The organism is Aeromicrobium choanae (assembly GCF_900167475.1).
Lineage (GTDB): Bacteria > Actinomycetota > Actinomycetes > Propionibacteriales > Nocardioidaceae > Aeromicrobium > Aeromicrobium choanae.
In genome coordinates, this window is record NZ_LT796768.1 from 1,690,659 (window position 1) to 1,711,738 (window position 21,080).

The 21,080-nt window shown below is 70.8% G+C and carries 23 protein-coding genes; 14 read left to right on the forward strand and 9 right to left on the reverse strand.

Annotation, left to right across the window (positions count from 1 at the left end):
• Positions 1-20: 20 nt before the first annotated feature.
• Positions 21-2,042, reverse strand: a complete 2,022-nt coding sequence (locus B5D60_RS08200) for an NADPH-dependent 2,4-dienoyl-CoA reductase (protein ID WP_078699700.1) — start codon at positions 2,040-2,042, stop codon at positions 21-23.
• Entirely contained in the window at positions 2,039-2,452 is a 414-nt protein-coding gene (locus B5D60_RS08205; protein ID WP_153302929.1) for a nuclear transport factor 2 family protein, read from the reverse strand. The genes B5D60_RS08200 and B5D60_RS08205 overlap by 4 nt, the downstream gene beginning before the upstream one ends.
• A gap of 33 nt (positions 2,453-2,485) precedes the next feature.
• On the opposite strand from B5D60_RS08205, the gene B5D60_RS08210 reads away from it, so the two are divergent.
• Positions 2,486-2,716, forward strand: coding sequence for an SCO4848 family membrane protein (locus B5D60_RS08210; RefSeq protein ID WP_078699701.1), 231 nt, complete (start codon positions 2,486-2,488; stop codon positions 2,714-2,716).
• Here B5D60_RS08210 and B5D60_RS08215 read toward each other — a convergent pair.
• The gene (locus tag B5D60_RS08215) at positions 2,685-3,224 is read right to left on the reverse strand and encodes a PadR family transcriptional regulator (RefSeq protein ID WP_078699702.1); all 540 of its coding nucleotides are present in this window, start codon (positions 3,222-3,224) and stop codon (positions 2,685-2,687) included. The two genes, B5D60_RS08210 and B5D60_RS08215, sit on opposite strands and share 32 nt — an antisense overlap.
• Positions 3,225-3,318: 94 nt before the next feature.
• On the opposite strand from B5D60_RS08215, the gene B5D60_RS08220 reads away from it, so the two are divergent.
• The 3 genes from B5D60_RS08220 to B5D60_RS08230 are packed head-to-tail and all read left to right on the forward strand — an operon-like array spanning position 3,319 to position 5,793.
• Positions 3,319-4,194 (forward strand): ABC transporter substrate-binding protein, encoded by an 876-nt coding sequence (locus B5D60_RS08220; protein WP_153302930.1) that lies wholly within the window; start codon positions 3,319-3,321, stop codon positions 4,192-4,194.
• A 4-nt stretch (positions 4,195-4,198) separates the two neighbouring features.
• Positions 4,199-5,062, forward strand: coding sequence for an amino acid ABC transporter permease (locus B5D60_RS08225; RefSeq protein ID WP_078699704.1), 864 nt, complete (start codon positions 4,199-4,201; stop codon positions 5,060-5,062).
• Complete coding sequence (locus tag B5D60_RS08230) at positions 5,062-5,793, forward strand: amino acid ABC transporter ATP-binding protein (protein WP_078699705.1); 732 nt, start codon at positions 5,062-5,064, stop codon at positions 5,791-5,793. The genes B5D60_RS08225 and B5D60_RS08230 overlap by 1 nt, the downstream gene beginning before the upstream one ends.
• Positions 5,794-5,866: 73 nt before the next feature.
• On the opposite strand, the gene B5D60_RS08235 is transcribed toward B5D60_RS08230, so the two are convergent.
• Positions 5,867-6,700: an alpha/beta fold hydrolase gene (locus B5D60_RS08235; protein WP_172806298.1), complete on the reverse strand. Its 834-nt coding sequence runs from the start codon at positions 6,698-6,700 to the stop codon at positions 5,867-5,869.
• 170 nt (positions 6,701-6,870) lie between these two features.
• Between B5D60_RS08235 and B5D60_RS08240 the strand changes: the two genes are divergently transcribed.
• The 8 genes from B5D60_RS08240 to B5D60_RS08275 all read left to right on the forward strand — a co-directional run bounded on the left by B5D60_RS08240 (position 6,871) and on the right by B5D60_RS08275 (position 14,075).
• Complete coding sequence (locus B5D60_RS08240; protein WP_197684430.1) at positions 6,871-8,034, forward strand: CaiB/BaiF CoA transferase family protein; 1,164 nt, start codon at positions 6,871-6,873, stop codon at positions 8,032-8,034.
• A complete protein-coding gene (locus B5D60_RS08245) occupies positions 8,034-9,176 on the forward strand; it encodes an acyl-CoA dehydrogenase family protein (protein WP_078699708.1) in 1,143 nt (380 codons plus the stop codon). Before B5D60_RS08240 ends, B5D60_RS08245 begins: the two co-directional genes overlap by 1 nt.
• Positions 9,177-9,215: 39 nt before the next feature.
• Positions 9,216-9,581 (forward strand): VOC family protein, encoded by a 366-nt coding sequence (locus B5D60_RS08250; protein ID WP_078699709.1) that lies wholly within the window; start codon positions 9,216-9,218, stop codon positions 9,579-9,581.
• 19 nt (positions 9,582-9,600) lie between these two features.
• Positions 9,601-10,590 (forward strand): alpha/beta hydrolase, encoded by a 990-nt coding sequence (locus B5D60_RS08255; protein WP_153302931.1) that lies wholly within the window; start codon positions 9,601-9,603, stop codon positions 10,588-10,590.
• A gap of 90 nt (positions 10,591-10,680) precedes the next feature.
• Positions 10,681-11,244, forward strand: coding sequence for a hypothetical protein (locus B5D60_RS08260; protein WP_078699711.1), 564 nt, complete (start codon positions 10,681-10,683; stop codon positions 11,242-11,244).
• Between the two features lie 80 nt (positions 11,245-11,324).
• Positions 11,325-11,753: a VanZ family protein gene (locus B5D60_RS08265; RefSeq protein ID WP_172806299.1), complete on the forward strand. Its 429-nt coding sequence runs from the start codon at positions 11,325-11,327 to the stop codon at positions 11,751-11,753.
• A gap of 142 nt (positions 11,754-11,895) precedes the next feature.
• Entirely contained in the window at positions 11,896-13,032 is a 1,137-nt protein-coding gene (locus B5D60_RS08270) for an NAD-dependent epimerase/dehydratase family protein (protein ID WP_078701344.1), read from the forward strand.
• Entirely contained in the window at positions 13,029-14,075 is a 1,047-nt protein-coding gene (locus B5D60_RS08275) for a CgeB family protein (RefSeq protein ID WP_078699713.1), read from the forward strand. Before B5D60_RS08270 ends, B5D60_RS08275 begins: the two co-directional genes overlap by 4 nt.
• Here the strand turns inward: B5D60_RS08275 and B5D60_RS08280 are convergent.
• The 5 genes from B5D60_RS08280 to B5D60_RS08295 all read right to left on the reverse strand — a co-directional run bounded on the left by B5D60_RS08280 (position 14,058) and on the right by B5D60_RS08295 (position 19,153).
• A complete protein-coding gene (locus B5D60_RS08280) occupies positions 14,058-15,281 on the reverse strand; it encodes a hypothetical protein (RefSeq protein ID WP_153302932.1) in 1,224 nt (407 codons plus the stop codon). The genes B5D60_RS08275 and B5D60_RS08280 overlap by 18 nt on opposite strands.
• The gene (locus B5D60_RS16715) at positions 15,281-15,910 is read right to left on the reverse strand and encodes a CatB-related O-acetyltransferase (RefSeq protein ID WP_153302933.1); all 630 of its coding nucleotides are present in this window, start codon (positions 15,908-15,910) and stop codon (positions 15,281-15,283) included. The genes B5D60_RS08280 and B5D60_RS16715 overlap by 1 nt, the downstream gene beginning before the upstream one ends.
• On the reverse strand, positions 15,907-17,217 hold the full coding sequence (locus tag B5D60_RS16720) for a lipopolysaccharide biosynthesis protein (RefSeq protein WP_153302934.1): 1,311 nt from the start codon (positions 17,215-17,217) through the stop codon (positions 15,907-15,909). Before B5D60_RS16720 ends, B5D60_RS16715 begins: the two co-directional genes overlap by 4 nt.
• A gap of 37 nt (positions 17,218-17,254) precedes the next feature.
• Entirely contained in the window at positions 17,255-18,343 is a 1,089-nt protein-coding gene (locus tag B5D60_RS08290) for a polysaccharide pyruvyl transferase family protein (protein ID WP_078699715.1), read from the reverse strand.
• Between the two features lie 96 nt (positions 18,344-18,439).
• Positions 18,440-19,153, reverse strand: coding sequence for a MerR family transcriptional regulator (locus tag B5D60_RS08295; RefSeq protein ID WP_231949004.1), 714 nt, complete (start codon positions 19,151-19,153; stop codon positions 18,440-18,442).
• A gap of 50 nt (positions 19,154-19,203) precedes the next feature.
• Between B5D60_RS08295 and B5D60_RS08300 the strand changes: the two genes are divergently transcribed.
• Both B5D60_RS08300 and B5D60_RS08305 read left to right on the forward strand, forming a co-directional pair.
• Positions 19,204-19,719, forward strand: coding sequence for a VanZ family protein (locus B5D60_RS08300; protein ID WP_078699716.1), 516 nt, complete (start codon positions 19,204-19,206; stop codon positions 19,717-19,719).
• A 118-nt stretch (positions 19,720-19,837) separates the two neighbouring features.
• A complete protein-coding gene (locus B5D60_RS08305) occupies positions 19,838-21,052 on the forward strand; it encodes an acetyl-CoA C-acetyltransferase (protein ID WP_078699717.1) in 1,215 nt (404 codons plus the stop codon).
• Positions 21,053-21,080: the final 28 nt, after the last annotated feature.

Here is a 21,080-nt window from a genome sequence, read left to right on the forward strand (position 1 = left end):
CGACCCGTCGACAGATTCCGTCAAAGGCGAGCCGCCAGCTCGGTGGCCTGCCGGATGGCGCGCTTCGCGTCGAGCTCGGCGGCGACGTCGGCGCCGCCGATCACGTGCACGGGCACCCCTGCGGCCTCGAGCGGCTCGACGAGGTCGCGCACCGACTCCTGGCCGGTGCACAGCACGATCGTGTCGGCGGCGATGACGCGAGACTCGGGGGAGTCACCGTCGGCGCCGATCGTCACGTGCAGTCCGTCGTCGTCGATGCGGTCGTACCGCACGCCCCCGACGAACTCGACGCCCGAGTCCTTCAGCGTCGTGCGGTGCACCCAGCCGGTGGTCTTGCCGAGGTCCTTGCCGAAGGTGGTGCCCTTGCGCTGGAGCAGCGTCACCGCGCGCCGCGGTGGGGCCTCGGTCTTGGTGGCCAGGCCGCCGCGCTCGACGGCCGGATCCGTGACGCCCCAGCGGGACATCCAGTGCTCGAGCGACTCGCCGGACTCGTGCAGCAGAAACTCCGAGACGTCGTAGCCGATGCCACCGGCACCGAGCACGGCCACGCGCTCGCCGGCGACGGCCTGCTCGCGAATCAGCTGCTGATAGGTCACGACCGAGGGGTGGTCGACGCCCGGGATCGCCGGGATGCGCGGCTCGACGCCGGTCGCGATGACGACGTCGTCGAAGCCGCTGAGGTCCTCGACGGAGGCCCAGCGATTCAGGTGCACCTTCACGCCGCGGCGCTCGAGCATCACCGAGTAGTAGCGGACGGTCTCGGCGAAGTCCTCCTTGCCGGGGATCTGCATCGCGAGCCGGAACTGGCCGCCGATCTCGGGCAGCGCCTCGAACAGCTCGACCGCGTGGCCGCGGCCCGCCAGCTCGACGGCGGCCGCGAGCCCGGCCGGACCGGCGCCCACGACGGCGATCCGCTGGGCGGACCGCGTGGGCAGCAGGATGAGCTCCGTCTCGTGGCCGGCGCGCGGGTTCAGCATGCAGCTGGCCCGCTGGTTCTTGAACGTGTGGTCCAGGCACGCCTGGTTGCACGCGATGCACGTGATGATCTCGTCGGAGCGTCCCTCGGCGGCCTTGTTCACGAAGTCGGCGTCGGCGAGCAACGGCCGCGCCATCGAGATCAGATCGGCCTCGCCGGCGGCCAGGATCGCCTCGGCCTGCTCGGGGGTGTTGATGCGGTTGGACGCGACGACCGGCACCGAGACCTCGGCACGCAGCTTCGCGGTGACCCACGTGAACGCGCCGCGCGGCACGCTCGTGACGATCGTCGGGATCCGCGCCTCGTGCCAGCCGATGCCGGTGTTGAGGATCGTGACGCCCTCGGCCTCGAGCGCCTTCGCGAGAGCGACGGTCTCCTCCCACGACTGCGCGTCGTCGACGAGGTCCAGCAGGCTGATCCGGTACTGGACGATGAAGTCCTCGCCCACGAGCTCGCGGGTGCGGCGCACGATCTCCACCGGGAACCGCATGCGCCTCTCGGCCGAGCCGCCCCACGCGTCGCTGCGGGTGTTGGTGCGCGCCGCGAGGAACTGGTTGATCAGGTAGCCCTCGGAGCCCATGATCTCGACGCCGTCGTACCCGGCCCGCTTCGCCAGGGCGGCCGTCCGGGCGAAGTCGGTGACCGTGCGGTCGACCTCCCGGGTCGACATCGGCGACACCCTGAACGGCGTGATCGGCGACTTCACCGACGAGACGCCCTTCTTGAACGGTGAGTAGCCGTAGCGCCCGGCGTGCAGGATCTGCAGCGCGATCTTGCCGTCGTGCTCGTGCACGGCGTCGGTGACGAGGCGGTGCCTGTCGGCGTGACGCTTGCGCGACATCTCCGAGCCGAACGGCAGCAGCCAGCCGCGCCAGCTCGGCGCGAAGCCGCCGGTGATCGACAGGGCGACGCCGCCCTTGGCGCGCTCGGCGAAGTAGGCCGCGAGCTTCGGGAGGTCCTTCGCATGGTCCTCCAGGCCGGTGTGCATCGAGCCCATCACCACGCGGTTGCGCAGGGTGGTGAAGCCGAGGTCGAGCGGGCTCAGCAGGTGCGGGAACTCGCTCACCGCTGCTGCTCCGCGAAGGCCACCGCGTCGGCCTGGATCTGGGGGAACTGCGCGCCCATGGCCTCCATGAGGGCCGTGGCGCCCGACATCGGGCGCACCATCACGGTGAACTCGGTGATCAGGCCCTCGTCGTTCGTCGTGATGAAGTCGCAGCCGTTCACGGTGATGTCGCCGATCCGCGCCTCGAAGACGAGGGCGCTGCGGTTCTCCTCCTCGATGGAGCTGACGTAGTGGAGGTCCTCGAAGACCCGCGCGACCCCGTTGAGGATCGCCGTCGTGATGGCCTTGCCGGGGTACGGCTTGTGGGCGACGGGGCTGCGGAACACGACGTCGTCGGCCAGCAGGTCCTCGACGCCGGCCAGGGAGCCGGTCGCGATGCTGCGCTCGACGAGTTCTCGGAAGGCCTTCATGGGCGGGTTCCCTTCGGTGGGGACAATGGGTGGGTGATCGGAAAGCTCGCGTCCTGGCTGCTCATCGCGGCCGGCGTCTTCAACGTCGTCATCTGGCCCCGCTTCTTCAAGGCGATCGTCGACGACGACCGCGCGTGGGGCGGCTCGCAGAAGTGGCAGGACCCGCAGGCGTTCTTCTGGGTCCACCTGGTGCTCATCGGGACGGCCATGACGCTGGGCGTGATCGTGCTCGTCATCGGGATCCGCGCCCTTCGAGGGCAGTGAGGATCTCGTCGCACCAGGCGATGCCCTGGCGCTCGCCGAGGATGCCCCCGCGCAGCGCCAGCCACGAGCCGAGGTCGGGTCCCTGCAGTGCGGAGGGGTCGGGGTAGAAGCGAGCCTCGCTGGCCTCGTACTCCGCCAGCCGCTCGGCATGGGCGGCGCGCCGAGCGCGCGTGTCGGCGAGCAGGGCCCGGGCGTCGCGGAAGGCGCGCAGCTTCACGGCGAAGTCGCTGCGCAGGGCCTCGCGCTCGGTCGGCTGCGCGGCCCACCGGTCGAGCTCCGCGGCACCGTCGGCAGTGATCGCGTAGGTCTTCTTGTCGGGGCGGCCGTCCTGCTCCTGCAGGGTGCTCTCCACCCAGCCGGCCTCCTGCATCCTCGCCAGCACCTTGTAGATCTGCTGGTGGCTGGCCGGCCAGAAGTAGCCGATGGACGCGTCGAAGCGCCGGGCGAGGTCGTAGCCGCTGGCGGCGCGCTCGGTCAGCGACACCAGGATCGCGTGGTCGAGGGCCATGCGGGGAGCCTAGGGCTCGGCCGGACCATATGCAACGAGGTTCATACATATCCGCAAGGCGAGACGCTGTCTCGTGCCCACTACGATGGGCACCATGAAGCGATCCCTGCTCGCCGTCCCCCTGGCGCTCATGCTCTCCGTCGCGGCCGGCTGCGCGCCGTCCGACGACTCCGATGACGCGAAGGCGTCCGAGTCCACCGCCTCCGCCTCCGCCGGCGGCGAGTGCGCCGTCGACCAGCTGCCGCTGACCACCTCCGGCAAGCTGACGATCGCCACCGACGACCCGGCGTTCGAGCCGTGGTTCACCGACAACGACCCGAGCAACGGCGAGGGCTTCGAGTCCGCCGTGGCCTACGCGGTGGCCGAGGAGATGGGCTTCACTCGCGACCAGGTGACGTGGACGAAGGTCCCCTTCAACGTCTCGTACCAGCCGGGCAAGAAGGCCTTCGACTTCGACATCAACCAGATCTCGATCACGACGGAGCGCCAGAAGGCGGTCGACTTCAGCAAGCCGTACTACTCGGCGGCGCAGGCCATCATCGTGCGCGAGGACTCCGAGTTCGCCGACGCCTCCAGCCTCGCCGACTTCCGCACCGCCAGCCTCGGCGCCCAGATCGGCACCACCTCGCTCAAGGCGATCGAGTCGCTCGAGACCGAGGACGCCCCGCTGGTCTACGACGACACCACGAAGGCCGCGCTGGCGCTCGCCAACGGCCAGGTCGACGGCATCGTGGCCGACCTGCCCAGCGCGTTCTACCTCGTCGCCGCCGAGCTCGAGGACGCCACGATCGCCGGCCAGTTCGAGTTCGACGGCGGTGAGCCCGAGCAGTTCGGCCTCCTGCTGCAGAAGGACAGCGAGCTGACGCCGTGCGTCGACCAGGCCGTCACCGCCCTCACCGAGGACGGCACGCTCGCCGACCTCGAGGAGAAGTGGCTGTCGGCGTCGCAGGACGTCCCCGTCCTGAAGTGACCCGGTGACCCACGACGCGGGGCTCGCGAGCCCTCCCCCTCCGTCCGCGCGGCAGCAGCAGCGCAACGCCTTCCGGCGCCATCGCACGCTGCGCCGCGTGGCGGTGGGGACGGTCTCGAGCCTCGTCGTCCTGGGCCTCCTGGCCTGGGTCGTCACGTCGGCGCCCGGCTGGCCGCGGGTCCGCGAGACGTTCTTCAGCGGCTACCACGCGCGCGAGTCGTTCCCCGCGATCCGCGACGCGTTCTGGCTGAACGTGCGGCTCTTCCTCACGGTCGAGCTGCTCGTGCTGCCGCTCGCCCTGCTCGTGGCCGTCGTGCGCGTGATCCCGGCTCCGGCGATGGCGCCGTTCAAGTTCCTCGCCGCCGCCTACACCGACGTGTTCCGCGGCATCCCCACGATCCTGGTCGTGATGCTGGTGGGCTTCGGATTCCCGGCGCTCGGCCTGGCCGGCGTCCCCACCAGCCTGTTCTGGCTCGGCGTCATCGCCCTCACGCTGAGCTACGGCGCCTACGTGGCCGAGGTGATCCGAGCCGGCATCCTGTCGGTGCACCCCACCCAGTGGGCCGCCGGGCGCGCGCTCGGCCTGGGGTACGGGCAGACGCTTACGCGGGTGATCCTGCCGCAGGCCGTCCGCAACGTCACGCCGCCGCTGATGAACGACTTCGTCTCGCTGCAGAAGGACACCGCGCTGGTGTCGACGATCGGCCTGGTCGAGGCGCTCCGCGCGGCCTCGGTCTACCAGGCCAGCACGTTCAACGTCACGTCGCTGTGCGTGGCCGCGCTGTTCTTCATCGTCGTGACGATCCCGCTGGCTCGGTTCACCGACTGGCTCACGATCCGGTCCATGCGTCGCCAGGGAGGCCAGTGATGCTGCGCGTTGAGGGAGTCCGCAAGTCGTTCGGCGACCACGTCGTGCTCGACGGCATCGACCTGACGGTCGGCCGCGGTGAGGTCGTGTGCCTCATCGGAGCCTCGGGTTCGGGCAAGTCCACGCTGCTGCGCTGCATCGACCTGCTCGAGCTGACCGACGACGGCGACATCTTCCTGGGCGACCTCGAGCTCACCGACCCGGCCATCGACGAGAACGCGGCCCGGGCGCGGATCGCGTTCGTGTTCCAGGCGTTCAACCTGTTCCCGCACCTGAGCGTCCTGCAGAACCTCGTGCTGGGACCGCGCCGGGTCAAGGGCGTCTCGAGGTCGCAGGCCACCCGCCGGGCCCACGAGCTGCTCGCTCGCGTGGGGCTCGACGCGAAGGCGGCGGCGTACCCCGACTCGCTCTCCGGTGGTCAGCAGCAGCGCGTCGCGCTCGCTCGGGCGATGGCGATGGATCCCGAGCTGCTCCTGCTCGACGAGGTCACCTCCGCGCTCGACCCGCTGCTCGTGGCCGAGGTGCTCGACGTGGTCCGCGAGCTCAAGGACGAGGGCCGCACGATCGTCATGGCGACGCACGAGATGGACTTCGCCCGCGAGTGCGCCGACCGGATCGTGTTCCTGGCCGAGGGCCGGATCGTCGAGTCCGGCCCGCCCGAGCAGCTGTTCACCGCTCCGCGCGACCCGCGCACCGCGGCCTTCCTGGCACGCCACTCCGGCGCCCGCTGACGGAACTCACCGGCCCGGCCGGTGGTCGAGTAGTTCGCGAGGAACGAGCGGCGTATCGAGACCAGGCGGAGGCTCAGCCGACGGAGGAGTCGTCGTGGGCCACGGTGGCGCGGGCGGTGGTGGCGCGGATCGCCGCGATGACCTGCTCGGGGGAGTCGCCCATGGGCACGTGGCCGCAGTCGGCGAGTGTCACGAACTCCACGCCGCGCATCCGCCTCGCGGCAAGCTTCGCCTGGGACTGGTGCAGGATGAGGTCCTTGTCGCCCCACGCGATCGTGATCGGGACCTTCGCCGAGCCCCGGAACGACTCGGGACTGGTGAAGCCCAGCGGGATGCAGCGGACGAAGTACCGCCAGAAGCCCTGCCCGTGCCTCATCGCGAGGGCGTCGCCGTAGACGCGCTCGGCGGAGTAGCGGTCGGGGTGGCTGTAGAGCGCGAAGCCGATGAGGCGGCGGCCGATCGGCAGGCGCGAGACTGCCCGCAGGACCGCCTTCGGCAGGTAGGAGCCGAGCTTGAGCGGCAGCAGGGTCACGGTGGCCTGCAGGAGGCTCCACGGTCGGAAGTAGCCCGCGGGCGACAGGCACGTGGCCGACCGCACGTCGCCGTGCTGGGCCAGCGCGATCGAGAGCAGTCCGCCGAGCGAGTTCCCGACGACGTGGGGCCGGTCGACGCCCCAGGCCGCGAAGTTCTCCGTGATCGCGGCGGTGACGTTCTCGGCCGAGTAGCCGGTGCCGTGGGGCAGCGGCGGCGAGTCGCCGAGGCCGGGCAGGTCGGCGGCGATGACGTCGTAGTGACGCGCCAGCTCGTCGAGGACCGGCTCGTACGCGGCCCGGCGGTGGCCGATGCCGTGCAGCAGGACGAGCGGCTCGCCCTGCCCGCGTCGTGTGTAGGCCATCTCGCTCAGCATGGGAACTCCTCGGGTCCACCCACCGGACGCCCCGTCCGATGTGACATCGACGATGTCGCATGCAGCATCGCACAGATTCCGCCGGCTGTGAACGGGACCGCGCGGGCGCGACCGGGCAGGCCGCGGCATCCCGCTTGCGACTGTGACAGCGTTGGTGTCAGAATCACGGCGTGACCCAGAGCACAGGACCACTCGCCGGGGTGCGCGTCGTCGAGATCGTCGGGATCGGCCCGGGCCCGTTCGCGGCCATGCTGCTCGCCGACCTCGGTGCCGACGTCATCCGCATCGATCGACCGGGCGGCAACGCCCTGCAGGTCGCGCCGCCCGAGCGCGACGTCCTGGGCCGCAACCGGCCCAGCGTGGCCATCGACCTCAAGCACGAGCAGGGCGTCGCGACGGTCCTCGACCTCGTCGAGCGCGCCGACATCCTGATCGAGGGCTTCCGCCCCGGCGTGATGGAGCGCCTCGGGCTCGGGCCCGACGTCGCCCTCGCCCGCAATCCGCGCCTCGTCTACGGGCGGATGACCGGCTGGGGCCAGAGCGGCCCGCTCGCCCAGGCCGCGGGCCACGACATCAACTACATCGCCGTCGCCGGCGGGCTCGACCCGATCGGCCGCGTCGACGGACCCCCGCAGGTGCCGCTGAACCTGCTCGGCGACTTCGCCGGCGGGTCGATGTACCTCGTCACGGGCGTGCTGGCCGCGCTCACCCACGCGCGGGGCACCGGACAGGGCCAGGTTGTCGACGCGGCGATCACCGACGGCGTGGCACACCTGCTGTCGATGACGATCAGCATGCAGCAGTCGGGGGCGTGGTCGCCGCGTCGCGGAACGAACCTGCTCGACACCGGCGCGCCGTTCTACGACGTCTACGAGACCTCGGACGGCTACTGGATGAGCGTGGGCGGTCTCGAGCCGCAGTTCTGGTACGCGATGCAGGAGGTCTTCGCGTCCATCGGACTGGGCGACCTGCCCGATCGCAACGACCCGAAGAACTGGGCCGACCTGCGCGACACCCTGCGCCGGTGGTTCCTCAGCCGCACCCAGGAGGAGTGGACCACCCTCTTCGCCGGCACCGACGCGTGCGTCTCACCCGTCATGCCGACGGAGGAGGCCTTCGAGCACCCGCACAACGTCGCCCGCGGCACCTACGTCTCGGCGTTCGGCGTCACCCAGCCCGCTCCCGCCCCGCGCTTCTCGGCGACGGAGACCGGAATCCACCGCGCGCCGGAACGTCCGGGCGCGAGCACTCGCGAGGCGTTGGCCGCGTGGGGCATCGAGGACGTGGACGACCTCATCGAGAGCAAGGTCGCCGTCCAGGACCAGGAGAACTGATGGAACGCACCCTGTTCGAGCCCGAGCACCAGTCGTTCCGCGACACCGTGCGCCTCTTCCTCGAGAAGGAGGTCGTGCCCCACCACGACGAGTGGGAACGCCAGGGCATCGTCCCGCGCGAGGTGTGGACGCGGGCCGGCGAGCTGGGCCTGCTCGGCTTCATGATGCCCGAGGAGTTCGGCGGCGGCGGCGTCTCGGACTTCCGCTACAACGCGGTGCTCCAGGAGGAGCTCACCCGCATCGGTGCCAGCGGTGTCGGCTTCGCGCTGCACACCGACCTCGTGTCGGGCTACCTGCTCAGCTACACCAACGACGAGCAGAAGCGGCGCTGGCTCCCCAAGTTCGTCACCGGCGAGATGATCACCGCGATCGCGATGACCGAGCCGGGCACGGGGTCCGACCTGCAGGGCATCAAGACGACGGCGGTCCGCGAGGGCGACCACTACGTCGTCAACGGCGCGAAGACCTTCATCACGAACGGCATCAACGCCGACTTCGTGATCGTCGCGTGCAAGACCGATCCCGACGCCGGCGCGATGGGCGTCTCGCTGATCGTGCTCGAGCGCGGCATGGAGGGCTTCGAGCGCGGCCGCAACCTCGACAAGCTGGGCCTGAAGGCGCAGGACACCGCCGAGCTGTTCTTCGACGACGTCCGCGTGCCGGTGGAGAACCTGCTCGGCGAGGAGGGCCGCGGCTTCGTCTACCTGATGGAGAAGCTGCCGCAGGAGCGACTGACGATCTCGGTGGTCGCGGCGGCCGCGTGCCGCGCGGCGATCGACATGACGCTGGAGTACGTGAAGTCGCGCCACGCGTTCGGCAAGCCGATCGGGTCGTTCCAGAACACGCGCTTCGTGCTGGCCGAGCTCGAGACCGAGCAGCGCATCGCGCAGGTGTTCGTCGACCGCAGCATCGAGGCCCTGAACGCGGGCACCCTCTCGATCGACGACGCGGCCGCCGGCAAGTGGTGGACCACCGAGCTGCAGAAGAAGACGGTCGACGCGTGCCTGCAGCTGCACGGCGGCTACGGCTACATGAGCGAGTACCCGATCAGCAGGGCCTACCGGGACACCCGCATCCAGACGATCTACGGCGGCACCACCGAGATCATGAAGGAGATCGTCGGCCGGTCGCTGGGCATCTGACGCTGGGCATCTGACCCGGGGGCTTCGTACGATGCCTCCATGGGGGTACGGAGCAGCTTCCCGATCCTGTCGACGCGAGATCTCCCGCGACTCGAGTCGTTCTACCGCGACGCCTTCGGCGCCGAGCGCACCTATGCGTTCGAGGCCGGGGGCCGCGACGTCTACGTCGCGCTGAGCATCGGTGACTCGGCGCTCGGCCTCGGGCTCGACGAGGACCTTCGGGCCGAGCCCCTCGGTGCCGCGCTGTGGCTCTACGTGGACGACGTCGATGCGGCGTACGGGCAGGCGATCGAGGCCGGCGCGACGAGCATCGCCGAGCCCGACCAGATGCCGTGGGGCGAGCGGGTCGCGCAGGTGCGCGATCCCGGGGGCTTCGTGGTGCATCTGGGCGCCGCAGCGAGCTGATCGGCCCTAGGCTCGGCGCGTGCGCTTCCTTCGAGTCCTCGGCCGGTGGGTGGGCCGTGCGGCCCTCGCCCTGGCCGCCGTCCTCGGCGCGGTCCTGGTGTGGGCGAGGGTCAGCCCGCGGCCCGGGGTCGCGCTCATCAACTGGCTCTTCTCGCTGACCGACACCGGTGAGGTGAAGGGGATGGAGGCCACCGGCGTCGTCGGCCGCACCGGCCTGGCCTACGGCGACGGCCCTGACGAGGTCCTCGACGTCTGGTCGCCGGAGGGAGTCTCCGGACCGTTGCCGGTCGTCGTGTGGGCGCACGGCGGTGCCTGGATCGGGGGCGACCGGTCGCAGCCCGCGCCCTACCTGCGCCTGCTCGCCCAGCACGGCTACGTCGGGATCGGCATCGGCTACTCGCTCGCGCCCGACCATCCCTACCCGCTGCCCGTGCGCCAGCTCGGCGCGGCGCTCGCCTGGGTCCGCGACCACGCCGACGAGCTGGGCGTCGATCCCGAGCGCGTCGTGCTGGCCGGCGACTCCGCCGGCGCGCACATCGCGGGTCAGTACGCGGCACTCGTGACCGATCCGGGCTACGCGAGCCTGGTCGGCATCGAGCCGAGCCTGGAGCCGGGCCACCTCGCCGGCGCGATGCTGCACTGCGGGCCCTACGACCCGCCGACGGCCATGCACTCGACGGGCTTCGGCGGCTGGTTCGTGCGCACCGTGGGCTGGGCGTACCTCGGCACGAAGGACCTCGCCGACCCCCGCGTGCGCGAGTCCTCGATCCTCGATCACGCGACCCCCGCGTTCCCGCCCACGCTGCTCAGTGGGGGCGACGACGACCCGCTGACGGCCCAGGGTCGTGCCTTCGCCGCACGCCTGGCCGAGCTGGGGGTGGATCATGAGACGCACTTCCATCCCGGCCTCAACCACGAGTTCCAGTTCGACCTCACCCGGCCCGAGGCGCGGCGGGTCCTGGCGGCCTCCGTGGACTTCCTCGCCCGCGTGACGGCACGGCACTCCTGAGACTCCTGGGGCGAGTCGCGTCATGGACGCGCCCCTGCCCGGTCTCATGGGGGACGGCGCACCTCGCGCCGGTCGGAGAAGGTGATCCGGATGCAGACCTGGTGGCACACTGCGACCCCCGATGTCCTCGTGGCGCCCGACGGCGACATCGGACCCCGATCGGTCCGCACGGCCCGGTTCGTCGACCGCGAGCGCGTCCAGCCCGGTGAAGGCGACCGGACCCTGTGGGAACGACTCCCCGACGTGCTCGCGACCGTGGCCGACGTGACCCCGCTCAGCCTCTACGAGACGTCGGCCGACGACATCACGCTCATGCACGGCGCGACGATGCACTGGTACGCCACCGCCGGGTCCGAGACCCTCGTGGAGACCGTGGACGCCCTGGGCTGGCGCCGGTTCGCGTTCGTCCCCCCGGCCCGGGCGGCCGCCGCCCTCATCGGCTCGATCGCGACGGGCAGTCCCGGTACCCCCGGCCGCTGGCTGGCGTGCACGCTGGCCGACCGGCGCGGTGGCGTGGTGCTGTCCGACGGCATCGACCTCGTGCTGGGCGACCTGCCGCCCGGCCCCGGCCCGATCCGCGAGCCCATGAACCTCGCCACCGAGGACGTCAGCATGCTGCTGCTCGCTCGCCTGCGCGTTCCCGCCCTCACCTGAGGAACTCCAGGGCGGCACCGTGACGAGGGTCTCCCCGTCCCGGAGCGTTCCCGGCACGCGTGCTGCGCTTGACTGTTCGCGTGCCCTGGAAGCGCGCGGCGTCCACCCTCGTGGTGGTGGCGTACGTCGTCGGTGGCCTGACCCTGCTGCTGTGGCCCCAGCACGTCGACCCGTGGTTCGGCCTGGATGAGACCGCTCCGGCCACCGCGCCGCTGCGCTGGCTCGGGGTCCCGCAGTCCCAGTGGTGGACGATCATCGAGATCGGCTCGAACGTGGCGCTGTTCGTCCCGTTCGGGTTCGCGCTGGCTCTCGTGCTGACCCGCCGACCGGTGGTGCGCACGGTGCTCGCGGGCCTCGCCACCTCGGTCGCCTTCGAGCTGCTGCAGGCGGTCCTGCCGATCGACCGCACGCCGTCGGTGGGCGACGTGGTCGCCAACACGTGCGGTGCCGCGCTCGGAGCCCTTCTCGGCGTGGGCGTCGTCCGGTGGACGCGCCGGTCCACGATGTGACCCCGCCATCCCGCGGAGCCCCACTGAACGGAAGGATGGGGCAGGAGTGACGTGAGTGTCACGTCGCCTCGGTCCACCTCGGGGGGTGCGTCCGGTCATGCTCGGCCCGGTCGAGCACGCGAGCGAGAGGTGGATGGAGCCCATGACACGAGTCCTCGTCACCGGCGGAGCCGGATTCATCGGCACGAACCTGGTGGAGGAGCTGGTCCGGCGTGGCTGCGAGGTCACCGTGCTGGACAGCCTGCTGCCCCAGGTCCACGGAGAGGACCCGACGCGCAGCGTCCTCTACCGGCGCGTCCGCGAGCATGCCGAGGTGATCGTCGGCGACATCACGTCCCGCGAGGACCTCGAGCCGGCGCTGCGCGGGCAGGACGTCGTCGTGCACCTGGCCGCCGAGACCGGCACGGGCCAGTCCATGTACGAGATCGAGCGCTACAGCCGCGTGAACGTCGGCGGGACCGCGCTCCTGCTCGACATCCTGGCCAACGATCTCGAGCGCACGGTGAGCAAGATCGTGGTGGCGTCGTCGCGGTCCATCTACGGCGAGGGCCGCTACCTGAGCCGGGAGCTGGGCCACGTCCACCCGCGGAGCCGCCGCGAGTCCGATCTCACCGCGGGATGCTTCGAGCCCACGGTGGAGGGCGACGTCTCGGGCCTGGAGGTCGTGCCGACCACCGAGGACTCGTTGATCGATCCCTCCTCGGTCTACGGGATCACCAAGCACACCCAGGAGGCGCTGATCAGGAACGTGGCGCCCACGATCGGCATCGCGCCGGTGGCGCTGCGGTACCAGAACGTCTACGGTCCGGGCCAGTCGCTGAGCAACCCCTACACGGGGATCCTGTCGATCTTCTCCACGCTCATCCGCCAGGGTCGCGAGATCAACATCTTCGAGGACGGCGAGGAGAGTCGCGACTTCGTCTTCATCGACGACGTCGTGAGGGCCACCGCGACCGCCGCGCTCGACCCGCGGGCGGACGGCGAGGTGCTCAACGTGGGCAGTGGCGTCGCCACCACGGTCAACACGGTGGTCGCCGAGCTGCAGCGCGCCTTCGGCACGCAGGTGCCCACGCGGGTGAGCGGGAACTACCGGCTCGGCGACATCCGGCACAACGTGGCCGACCTGACGCGGATCTCGCAGGTGCTGGGCTTCGCCCCCGAGGTGAGCTTCGCGGAGGGCGTCGACGCCTTCGTCGGCTGGGTCCGGGCGCAGGAGCTCACCGACGGCGGCTACGAGTCGTCGCTGGAGGAGATGAAGCGGAAGAACCTCCTCAAGTGAGCACGGGCCGCGCACTCCTGGTGAGTCCGGCGTTCTTCGGCTACGAGCGGGACATCGCCGCGGAGCTGGAGCGCCAGGGGTGGGACACCGTCTTCGTCGACGAGCGACCGTCGAACAGCGCCCTGATGCGCGCGGTGATCCGGGTGCGGCGCTCGCTGCTGGGACGGCTCATCCAGGCGCACTACCGGTCCACGCTCGACCGGCTGCGTCGCGAACGGTTCGACCTCGTCGTGGTGATCAAGGGCGAGGTGGTCCCGGCGTGGTTCCTGCGCGAGCTGCGGGCGCTCAACCCCGGCGCCGCCTTCGTGTTCTACGCCTACGACGCCGTGGGCAACTCGCCCAACTGCCTCGGCCTGCTCGACCAGTTCGACGCCCGGCTCAGCTTCGACCGCGACGACGTGGAGGCCCACGCGGGCTTCGGCTACCTGCCGCTGTTCCACACGCCCGAGTTCCGGCCGCTCCCGGCCGAGCAGGCGGCGGGGAGCCGGCGCCACCGCTGGGCCTTCGTGGGCACGCTGCACAGCGGCCGCTACGCGTTCGTCCGGCGCCTGATCGGCGACGGCGAGGGCGACTTCACGTTCTTCTACGTCCAGGCGCGGTGGTACTTCGCGCTGACCAAGTACGTCACGCGCGAGAACCGCAGCGTGCCGTGGCGCGACGTGTCGTTCACCCCGCTCACCCGGGCGCAGATCGCCGAGGTGTTCCGCCACTCGGTGGCCGTCCTGGACATGCAGCGGCCGGGCCAGTCCGGACTCACGATGCGGACGCTCGAGGTGCTGGCGTCCGGCTCGATCCTCGTCACCACGAACCCGTCGATCGCGCAGGAGCCGTTCTACGACCCGCGTCGCGTCGTGATCCTCCCGGACGAGGGGCGGACCACCGACGCCGCGCAGCTGCTCGCCGACGTCGTCGCCGCGGGCGCACCGGCGGGCGCTCCGCCGGGGTTCGAGGCCTACTCGCTCGAGTCGTTCGTCCGCCAGCTGGTCGCCGCGGGCGTCGCAGGCGAGCGGCCCGGGAGCGGGCGGTCAGACCGGGTCGAGTGACCCGGCCGTCTCCGCCGGCTGTCTCCGTCGGGCCTGGTCCCGAGCCGTGATCGCGATCAGCACCGCCATCGCGAGCGTCGCGGGCGGGTCGTTGAGGCTGTTCTGGAGGAAGAAGTTCAGGCAGAAGCCGAGGGCGCCGAGGTACCAGAACTTCTCGCCCAGGGTCCACTCGGTCTCCAGCGCGATCCGCAGGTTCGAGAGCGCCAGCCAGCACCAGTACGCGAACAGCGCGAGCCCGAGGATGCCGAATCGGTAGCCGAGGTGGGCCGGGCCGACGTGGAGGTAGTAGACGTCGCCGCTGACGCCGTCGAGCGACCGCGTGATCGGGTGCCAGAGCGCCCCGGCGCCGCGCCCGAGCAGTGTCTGGGCCGGGGTGTTGAGGTGCTCGACGTGGTAGATGATGTCGTCGACCTCGCGGAAGCGGCCCATCAGCGAGTCGTCGGCACCGCCGGAGAGCAGGGAGAACCGGCTGTCGTCGAAGAACGACGCGAGCCAGCCCACGCTGATGACGCCCAGCTGCTGCAGGAACACCACCGTGACCGTCGCGATGCCCAGCAGGTACATGACGGCGACGTTGCTGGCCCAGGCCAGCACGACGAAGATGATGCCCAGCGCGAACTGGGTGCGGTTCCCCGACGTCAGGCCGAGCACCAGCATCGCCGCCAGGAGCGCGATGGCCAGCCCGCGACGCGGAGCGGTCTTCGCGTGGCGGGCGAACAGCGACAGGCCGCCGAGCATCATGAAGTACGGCGGGTCCCACCGCCCGCCCCAGTAGTACGCGGGCCGCAGGTTCACCGCCGCGGCGACGTAGGCCACCACGGCGATCACGATGTAGACGCCGACGAACCAGGCCACGAACCGCGTGTCGGTCAGCTCGTCGAGGAAGGTGGACGCCACCACCATGCACAGCAGGAAGAACAGCAGCAGCCCGATGTCACTGACGACGTAGCGGGCCACGAAGTCAGGCCGGAACGGGATCATCACCAGCCCGGTGACCATGCACGCCACCACGAGCATCTCGGCCTTGCGCGAGATGGGCTGCGCGGAGCGGCGCGACAGGACGAGTGCCGCGACGAAGCACGCCGCGACGATCCCCAGGAACAGGGTGGCGCTCGGCACGGCCTTGGGCCCCGACGCGTCGTTGAGGTCCCATGCCGCCAGACCGAGCAGCACGAGCATCGCGGCAGACTCCTTGCCTCCGCGCATCAGAATCGCAGCTGCTCCGGATCGCGCAGCGCAGCGTTCGTGCGCAGCAGGTGGCCGGCCCGTCCCATCAGACGGTCATGGTCCAGCAGCCACCACTGCGACTCCGCGACCGCCGCCGCGACGCCGTCGTCGAAGCGGGTCCCGATCTGCCGCGCGGGGACCCCGGCGACGATCGAGTACGGCGCGACGTCGCGGGTCACCACCGACGCGGCACCGATCACGGCGCCGTCGCCGATCGTGACGCCCGCCTGGATGATCGAGTTCGACCCGATCCAGACGTCGTTCCCGATCGTGGTGTCGGTCGTCTCGACGTTGTAGTGGCGGCGCTCGACCTCGCGGTCGATCACGTAGAACGGGTAGGTCGACAGGCCGTCGAAGCGGTGCGCCTGTCCCGACGAGAAGACCTTCACGTCGCGGCCGATCGAGCAGTACCGGCCGATCGTGATCGAGCTGAGGACCGCGCGGATCTCGGAGCGGCCGCCGATGTAGGTGTAGTCCCCGATCGTGACGGGCCCGGAGATCTTGCAGTCGTGCGCGACGCGTCGGTGGCCGGCGGGCTCGCCCAGCTTCCACCGGGTGATCAGGCGGTGGGCGAGCAGCTTGGCCGCGGCGCGGTCAGGGATCCTCACGTCAGCTCCTCGGACTCGAGTCGATCTTCGGTCGTGTCGCCGGCCTCGGCTCCCGCGGCGGGAGTCGCCGGGCTGCGCAGGTAGAGCCACGCGAGCTGCAGCCGGCTGGTGACGATGGGGATGGCGAACGCCCACGCCGCGCCGGTGAGACCGTACTGCGCGACCAGGATCGGGCTCAAGCCCAGCGAGAGCACCAGGAGCGTGGCGGACGTGATGTTGAGCAGGCGCCGCTGGCCCGCCAGGACGGCGCGCGTCTCGAGGTAGAAGCAGGCGACGTTGATCGACTGCGCGATCAGGATGATCAGCACGATCGACTCGATCTGGCCGAACTCGGACCCGAACAGGGCCGAGAGCAGGTCCCCCTGCCAGGCGATGAGCAGGGAGATCGCCAGCCACGGGAGCGCGAGCCAGCAGGTGTGTCGCACGTGGGCGCGCCGGGCGTCGGGATCTAGGCCCTCGCCGTGCACGGCCTGGCGCACCACGATGCTCTTGATGATCACGCCGGAGGCCCCGATGATCATCGAGACCCGCAGCGCCGCGTTGTAGACGCCGGCCTCCTCGGTCAGTCCGTACCAGCCCAGGAGCTGCAGGGGGATGAGCGCGAAGATCCCGTTGGTGACCGTCAGCGCGCCGAAGGCGGTGACGCCGCTGATCGCCTCCCGGAACCCGCGGGGACGCAGGGGGTTCTCGCGGCTGCGCACGAAGGTGGGCAGCAGCAGGAGCAGGAACGTCGGCACCATGAGGGCCACGCCGACCGCGACGGCGGTCGTGTCCGGAGTCCTGCCGGCCAGCTCGGAGACGACCAGGACGGCCCACAGCCAGATCGACCAGACGCTCGTCTCGAGGAAGATCGAGAGGCCGGCCGCCCCCTTCGCGCGGCAGTAGGCCGTGGTGAGCCAGAGCAGGTTGAGGCCGAGCACCGCGCACAGCAGCAGCGGCAGGTCGAGGCCGCCGAGGAGCCTCTCGGAGACCTCGGGCGCGATGATCTCGAGTGCGAGGAGCAGGGCACCGGCCCCGAGGAGCATCGCCAGCACGGCCCACGCGGTCGAGGCGAGGTATGAGGCGTCGGAGCGGTCGCGTCCGTCGCGGTGGGCGATCTGCTCGGTGAGGTACGGCTCGGCGCCGAGCCGGGTCAGGACGCTGAGGATCGTCAGGGTCGAGACGAGCACGAAGAAGGTGCCGGAGAACTCGGCTCCGTGGACGCGGGCCACGTACACCGCCAGGCCGCCGGCGATGACCGCGCCGGCGACGCGCACGCCGATCAGCGTGGTGACGCCGAGCAGTCGGCGCAGTGCCCCGGGTGCCACGGTCTACTCCTGGGCCGACGGGGGAGCGGCGCGGCGATCAGACATGGGCGCGGAGCCAGTCCACCTCGGCCGCACGCTCGGCCTCGAGGAAGTCCGGATCGAGCGTCACGGGGTGCTTGCGGATGTCGCCGCAGCCGACCCGGTCGAACAGCGCCGATCGGGGCGAGGGGGTGAAGAGCATGGCCGGCGTGCCGTACGCGAGCGAGATGACGCACGCGTGCACGCGGTCCGCGAGGGTGAGCTGCGAGTTCGCGTAGGTCGTGAAGTACGTCCACGGCTCGTCCGAGGCGATCGCGTTGGAGTGTTGGTAGATCTTGTAGGTCATGTGCGGGTTGAAGCGGTGCTCGGGCCGCACCACGACCCGCCCGTTGAGCGTCTCGGGCAGCGACCGGCGGTCGATCAGGTGACCCAGGTAGGCCTGCACCTTCGAGCGGTGGGCCAGCTTGGACGTCATGGACGGGGTCCGGAGGCTCCAGGTCGCGCCGTCCGCCTCGAACTGCACCTCCGCGTCCTGCGTCGGCGCTCCGATCTCGATCGTCGGCTCGGGATAGCGGTCGAAGTTGAACGTGTAGTAGTCCAGCCCCGTCGTGCGGATCGGGGTGTACGACTTCGGCGCGAAGAAGGCGCTGTCGAGGCCGTTGTGCAGCGGCGCGTCGAGCCCCCAGGAGGCGAGGATGTCGTGCGAGCGGCCGTCGCGGGTGACGATGAACTCGGGCGGGAACTCCGTGAGGAACTGCCGTGCCGCGTTCAGCTCGACGTCGGTGAACTTGAAGAACGCGGCGCCCAGCAGCGCGTAGCGGCCCCCGCGAGCGGTGAGCGCCGACAGCGTGGGTCCCCACAGCCTGCCGATGTGCTGGGACAGGACCGGGCCCTGCAGGACCATGCGCTCGACGTCGAGGTACTTCAGGAACTCGATGTCGTTCGCCGGGTTGCCCTTCGACGCGTCGTGGAAGGTGCGGTAGCCGGGCTGGTCCTGGATGAAGGCCACGGCACCCTCGCCGTAGACCTGGTCCAGGATCCACCGGCCGCCCATGTTGAAGAAGGCGTTGCCGATGTTCTGGCCCCAGAAGCCGCTGACCAGCGCCACGGTCGGCGCCGTCGAGGACGGATGCGCGTGAGAATTCATGGACCCCCCTGATCCCGCGCCGGCGGCCCGAAGGACCGGTGGCGTCGCCCCCAGCCTACCGACGTCTTCACTCGTGCCTCACGGGCACCATCGGACTCAGCTCCGGCGCCGGACCGTCTCTCGCTTCTGCTCGTCGACGGCCTGCTCGTAGGCGGTCACGAGGGCCTGGATCGTCAGCGGTTTGAAGCGCTCGATCATCGACGTGATGATCTCGGGCGGCTGGCCCGACGACGTGAGGTAGGGCCACACCTGGGTGCGGAAGAGGGCGGTCAGCTCGTCGGCCAGCGCGGTGCCGTGGGCGAGGATGAGCTTGCGGGCCGCGTGGGCGGCGTCGATCGGCAGCTCCGCGTCGAGGAAGCCCATGCCGACGGCCAGGTGGGCCGGCGCGAGGCGGAAGACGTCCTCGTCCGGCGTGGGCTCGATGACGCCCAGGGCGATCAGCAGCTCGAGATCCTCGTCGGAGAGCTCGCGCCCGGCCCGCTTCTCCAGCGCGGGGCGCTCCAGGGTCTCGGGCAGCTCGGGCATCCACGGCGCGAGCAGGGTGCGGTGCAGGGCCACCTGGTCGGGTCCCGCGTCGGCGGGGATCTTCTCCAGGTAGCCCTCGATCGCCTGGAGCGTGAAGCCATGGGCCTGCAGCTCGCGCACGAGCTCGAGGCGGACGATGTGGTCGGCGCCGTAGTAGCCGTTGCGCCCTTCACGTCGCGGCGGCGGGATCAGGCCGCGGCCGGCGTAGAACCGCACGGTCCGCACGGACATGCCGACCCGCTCGGCCAGCTGCTCGATGCCGATCGACTCGGGGGCGTCGTTCACGGTCACGAGACTAGCCCCGATCCGGACGGGTGCTGTCCTACGCTCGGCCCATGGAAGAGCCCCGGCCCCGGGTGCCCCGCGCCGTGCTCGTGCTCGCCGTGCTCTACGTCGTGCTGGCCGCCGCGATCGGCCTGTGGCCGCGCCACGTCGACTCCGGGCTCGGCGTCGAGGCCTGGCCGCTCACCACCACGATCGCCGACGTGCTCTCCGTGCCGGCCTCGCGGGTGGTCGACGGTGCCGAGGTCCTGGCCAACACGCTGTTCTTCGTCCCGGTCGGTGCGGTGGTGGCCGTGGCGCTGCCTCGGGCCTCGGTGCTGCTCGCCGTCGCCGCCGGCCTCGCGATCGCCGTCGTGATCGAGCTGGTGCAGGGTCTCGGACCCCTCGACCGGACTGCGTCGCTCCTCGACGTGGTCGCCGACGTGGCGGGCGCGGTGCTCGGGTTCGGAGCCGTGCGGGCCGCATCGAGCGGCTCCCCGGCGGCCCGTGCGGCCGTCGCGATGCTCGCCGCCGTCGTGCTCGTGGTGCTCGGCGTGCTCCTGGCCGGCCTGGTGATCCCGGGGGACTGAGGCCGTTCGCAGGCGTGGATTCCACTTGCCTGCAATGAAATACTGGGGGTATGTGGCGACTCTGACAGTAATGGTGTCAGAATCATCGCCAACGCTTCCATCCGTTGTGAGGACATCCATGACCGAGGCATTCATCTACGACGCCATCCGTACCCCCCGCGGGCGCGGCAAGAAGAACGGGTCGCTCCACGAGGTCAAGCCGATCTCGCTGGTCACCGGCCTGCTCGACGAGATCAAGGTGCGCAACCCCGACCTCGACCCGAACCAGGTCGACGACGTCGTCCTCGGCGTCGTGTCGCCCGTGGGCGACCAGGGCGCCGACATCGCCCGCACCGCCGTGCTCGCCGCCGGCTTCGGCCAGCAGGTCGCCGGCGTGCAGCTCAACCGCTTCTGCGCCTCGGGCCTGGAGTCGGTCAACCAGGCCGCCTCGCGCGTGAAGTCCGGCTGGGAGGACCTGATCATCGCCGGCGGCGTCGAGTCGATGAGCCGCGTGCCCATGGGCTCCGACGGCGGCGCCTGGGCGATGGACCCCAAGACCTCGCTCGACACCGGCTTCGCGCCGCAGGGCATCGGCGCCGACCTCATCGCCACGATCGAGGGCTACAGCCGCGAGGACGTCGACACGTTCGCCGCGGAGTCGCAGGCCCGGGCGGCCAAGGCGATCGCCAACGGCTACTTCGACAAGTCGATCGTGCCGGTCAAGGACCTCAGCGGTCTGACGATCCTCGACCACGACGAGTTCGTGCGCGAGGGCACCACGGTCGAGTCCCTGTCGGGCCTCAAGCCGTCGTTCGCCGACATCGGCGACCTCGGTGGCTTCGACGCCGTCGCGCTCCAGCGCTACGTCGACGTGGACAAGATCAACCACGTCCACCACGCCGGCAACAGCTCGGGCATCGTCGACGGCGCCTCGCTGGTCCTGATCGGCAACGAGAACGCCGGTGCGCGCCACGGCCTCACGCCGCGCGCCCGCATCGTCTCGACCGCCGTCATCGGCTCCGAGCCCACGATCATGCTGACGGGCCCCGGCCCCGCGTGCCGCAAGGCGCTGGACAAGGCCGGCCTGTCGATCGAGGACATCGACCTGCTCGAGATCAACGAGGCGTTCGCCGCCGTCGCGCTCAAGCTCATGCGCGACCTCGACGACTTCCCGCACGACCGCACCAACGTCAACGGCGGCTCGATCGCGATGGGCCACCCGCTGGGTGCCACCGGCGCGATGATCCTGGGCACCCTCGTCGACGAGCTGGAGCGCCGCGAGAAGCGCTACGGCCTGGCCACGCTGTGCATCGGCGGCGGCATGGGCATCGCGACCATCGTCGAGCGCATCTGATCCGTCCGACCCCAGACCACGAAGGAAT

What these genes read in the sequence shown, in the direction of transcription:
- B5D60_RS08205 (WP_153302929.1), bottom strand. Translation starts at nt 2,452, where the DNA reads ATGAAGGCCTTCCGAGAACTCGTCGAGCGCAGCATCGCGACCGGCTCC.
- B5D60_RS08215 (WP_078699702.1), bottom strand. Translation starts at nt 3,224, where the DNA reads ATGGCCCTCGACCACGCGATCCTGGTGTCGCTGACCGAGCGCGCCGCC.
- B5D60_RS08220 (WP_153302930.1), top strand. Translation starts at nt 3,319, where the DNA reads ATGAAGCGATCCCTGCTCGCCGTCCCCCTGGCGCTCATGCTCTCCGTC.
- B5D60_RS08230 (WP_078699705.1), top strand. Translation starts at nt 5,062, where the DNA reads ATGCTGCGCGTTGAGGGAGTCCGCAAGTCGTTCGGCGACCACGTCGTG.
- B5D60_RS08235 (WP_172806298.1), bottom strand. Translation starts at nt 6,700, where the DNA reads ATGCTGAGCGAGATGGCCTACACACGACGCGGGCAGGGCGAGCCGCTC.
- B5D60_RS08245 (WP_078699708.1), top strand. Translation starts at nt 8,034, where the DNA reads ATGGAACGCACCCTGTTCGAGCCCGAGCACCAGTCGTTCCGCGACACC.
- B5D60_RS08250 (WP_078699709.1), top strand. Translation starts at nt 9,216, where the DNA reads ATGGGGGTACGGAGCAGCTTCCCGATCCTGTCGACGCGAGATCTCCCG.
- B5D60_RS08260 (WP_078699711.1), top strand. Translation starts at nt 10,681, where the DNA reads ATGCAGACCTGGTGGCACACTGCGACCCCCGATGTCCTCGTGGCGCCC.
- B5D60_RS08270 (WP_078701344.1), top strand. Translation starts at nt 11,896, where the DNA reads ATGACACGAGTCCTCGTCACCGGCGGAGCCGGATTCATCGGCACGAAC.
- B5D60_RS08280 (WP_153302932.1), bottom strand. Translation starts at nt 15,281, where the DNA reads ATGCGCGGAGGCAAGGAGTCTGCCGCGATGCTCGTGCTGCTCGGTCTG.
- B5D60_RS08290 (WP_078699715.1), bottom strand. Translation starts at nt 18,343, where the DNA reads ATGAATTCTCACGCGCATCCGTCCTCGACGGCGCCGACCGTGGCGCTG.
- B5D60_RS08300 (WP_078699716.1), top strand. Translation starts at nt 19,204, where the DNA reads ATGGAAGAGCCCCGGCCCCGGGTGCCCCGCGCCGTGCTCGTGCTCGCC.
- B5D60_RS08305 (WP_078699717.1), top strand. Translation starts at nt 19,838, where the DNA reads ATGACCGAGGCATTCATCTACGACGCCATCCGTACCCCCCGCGGGCGC.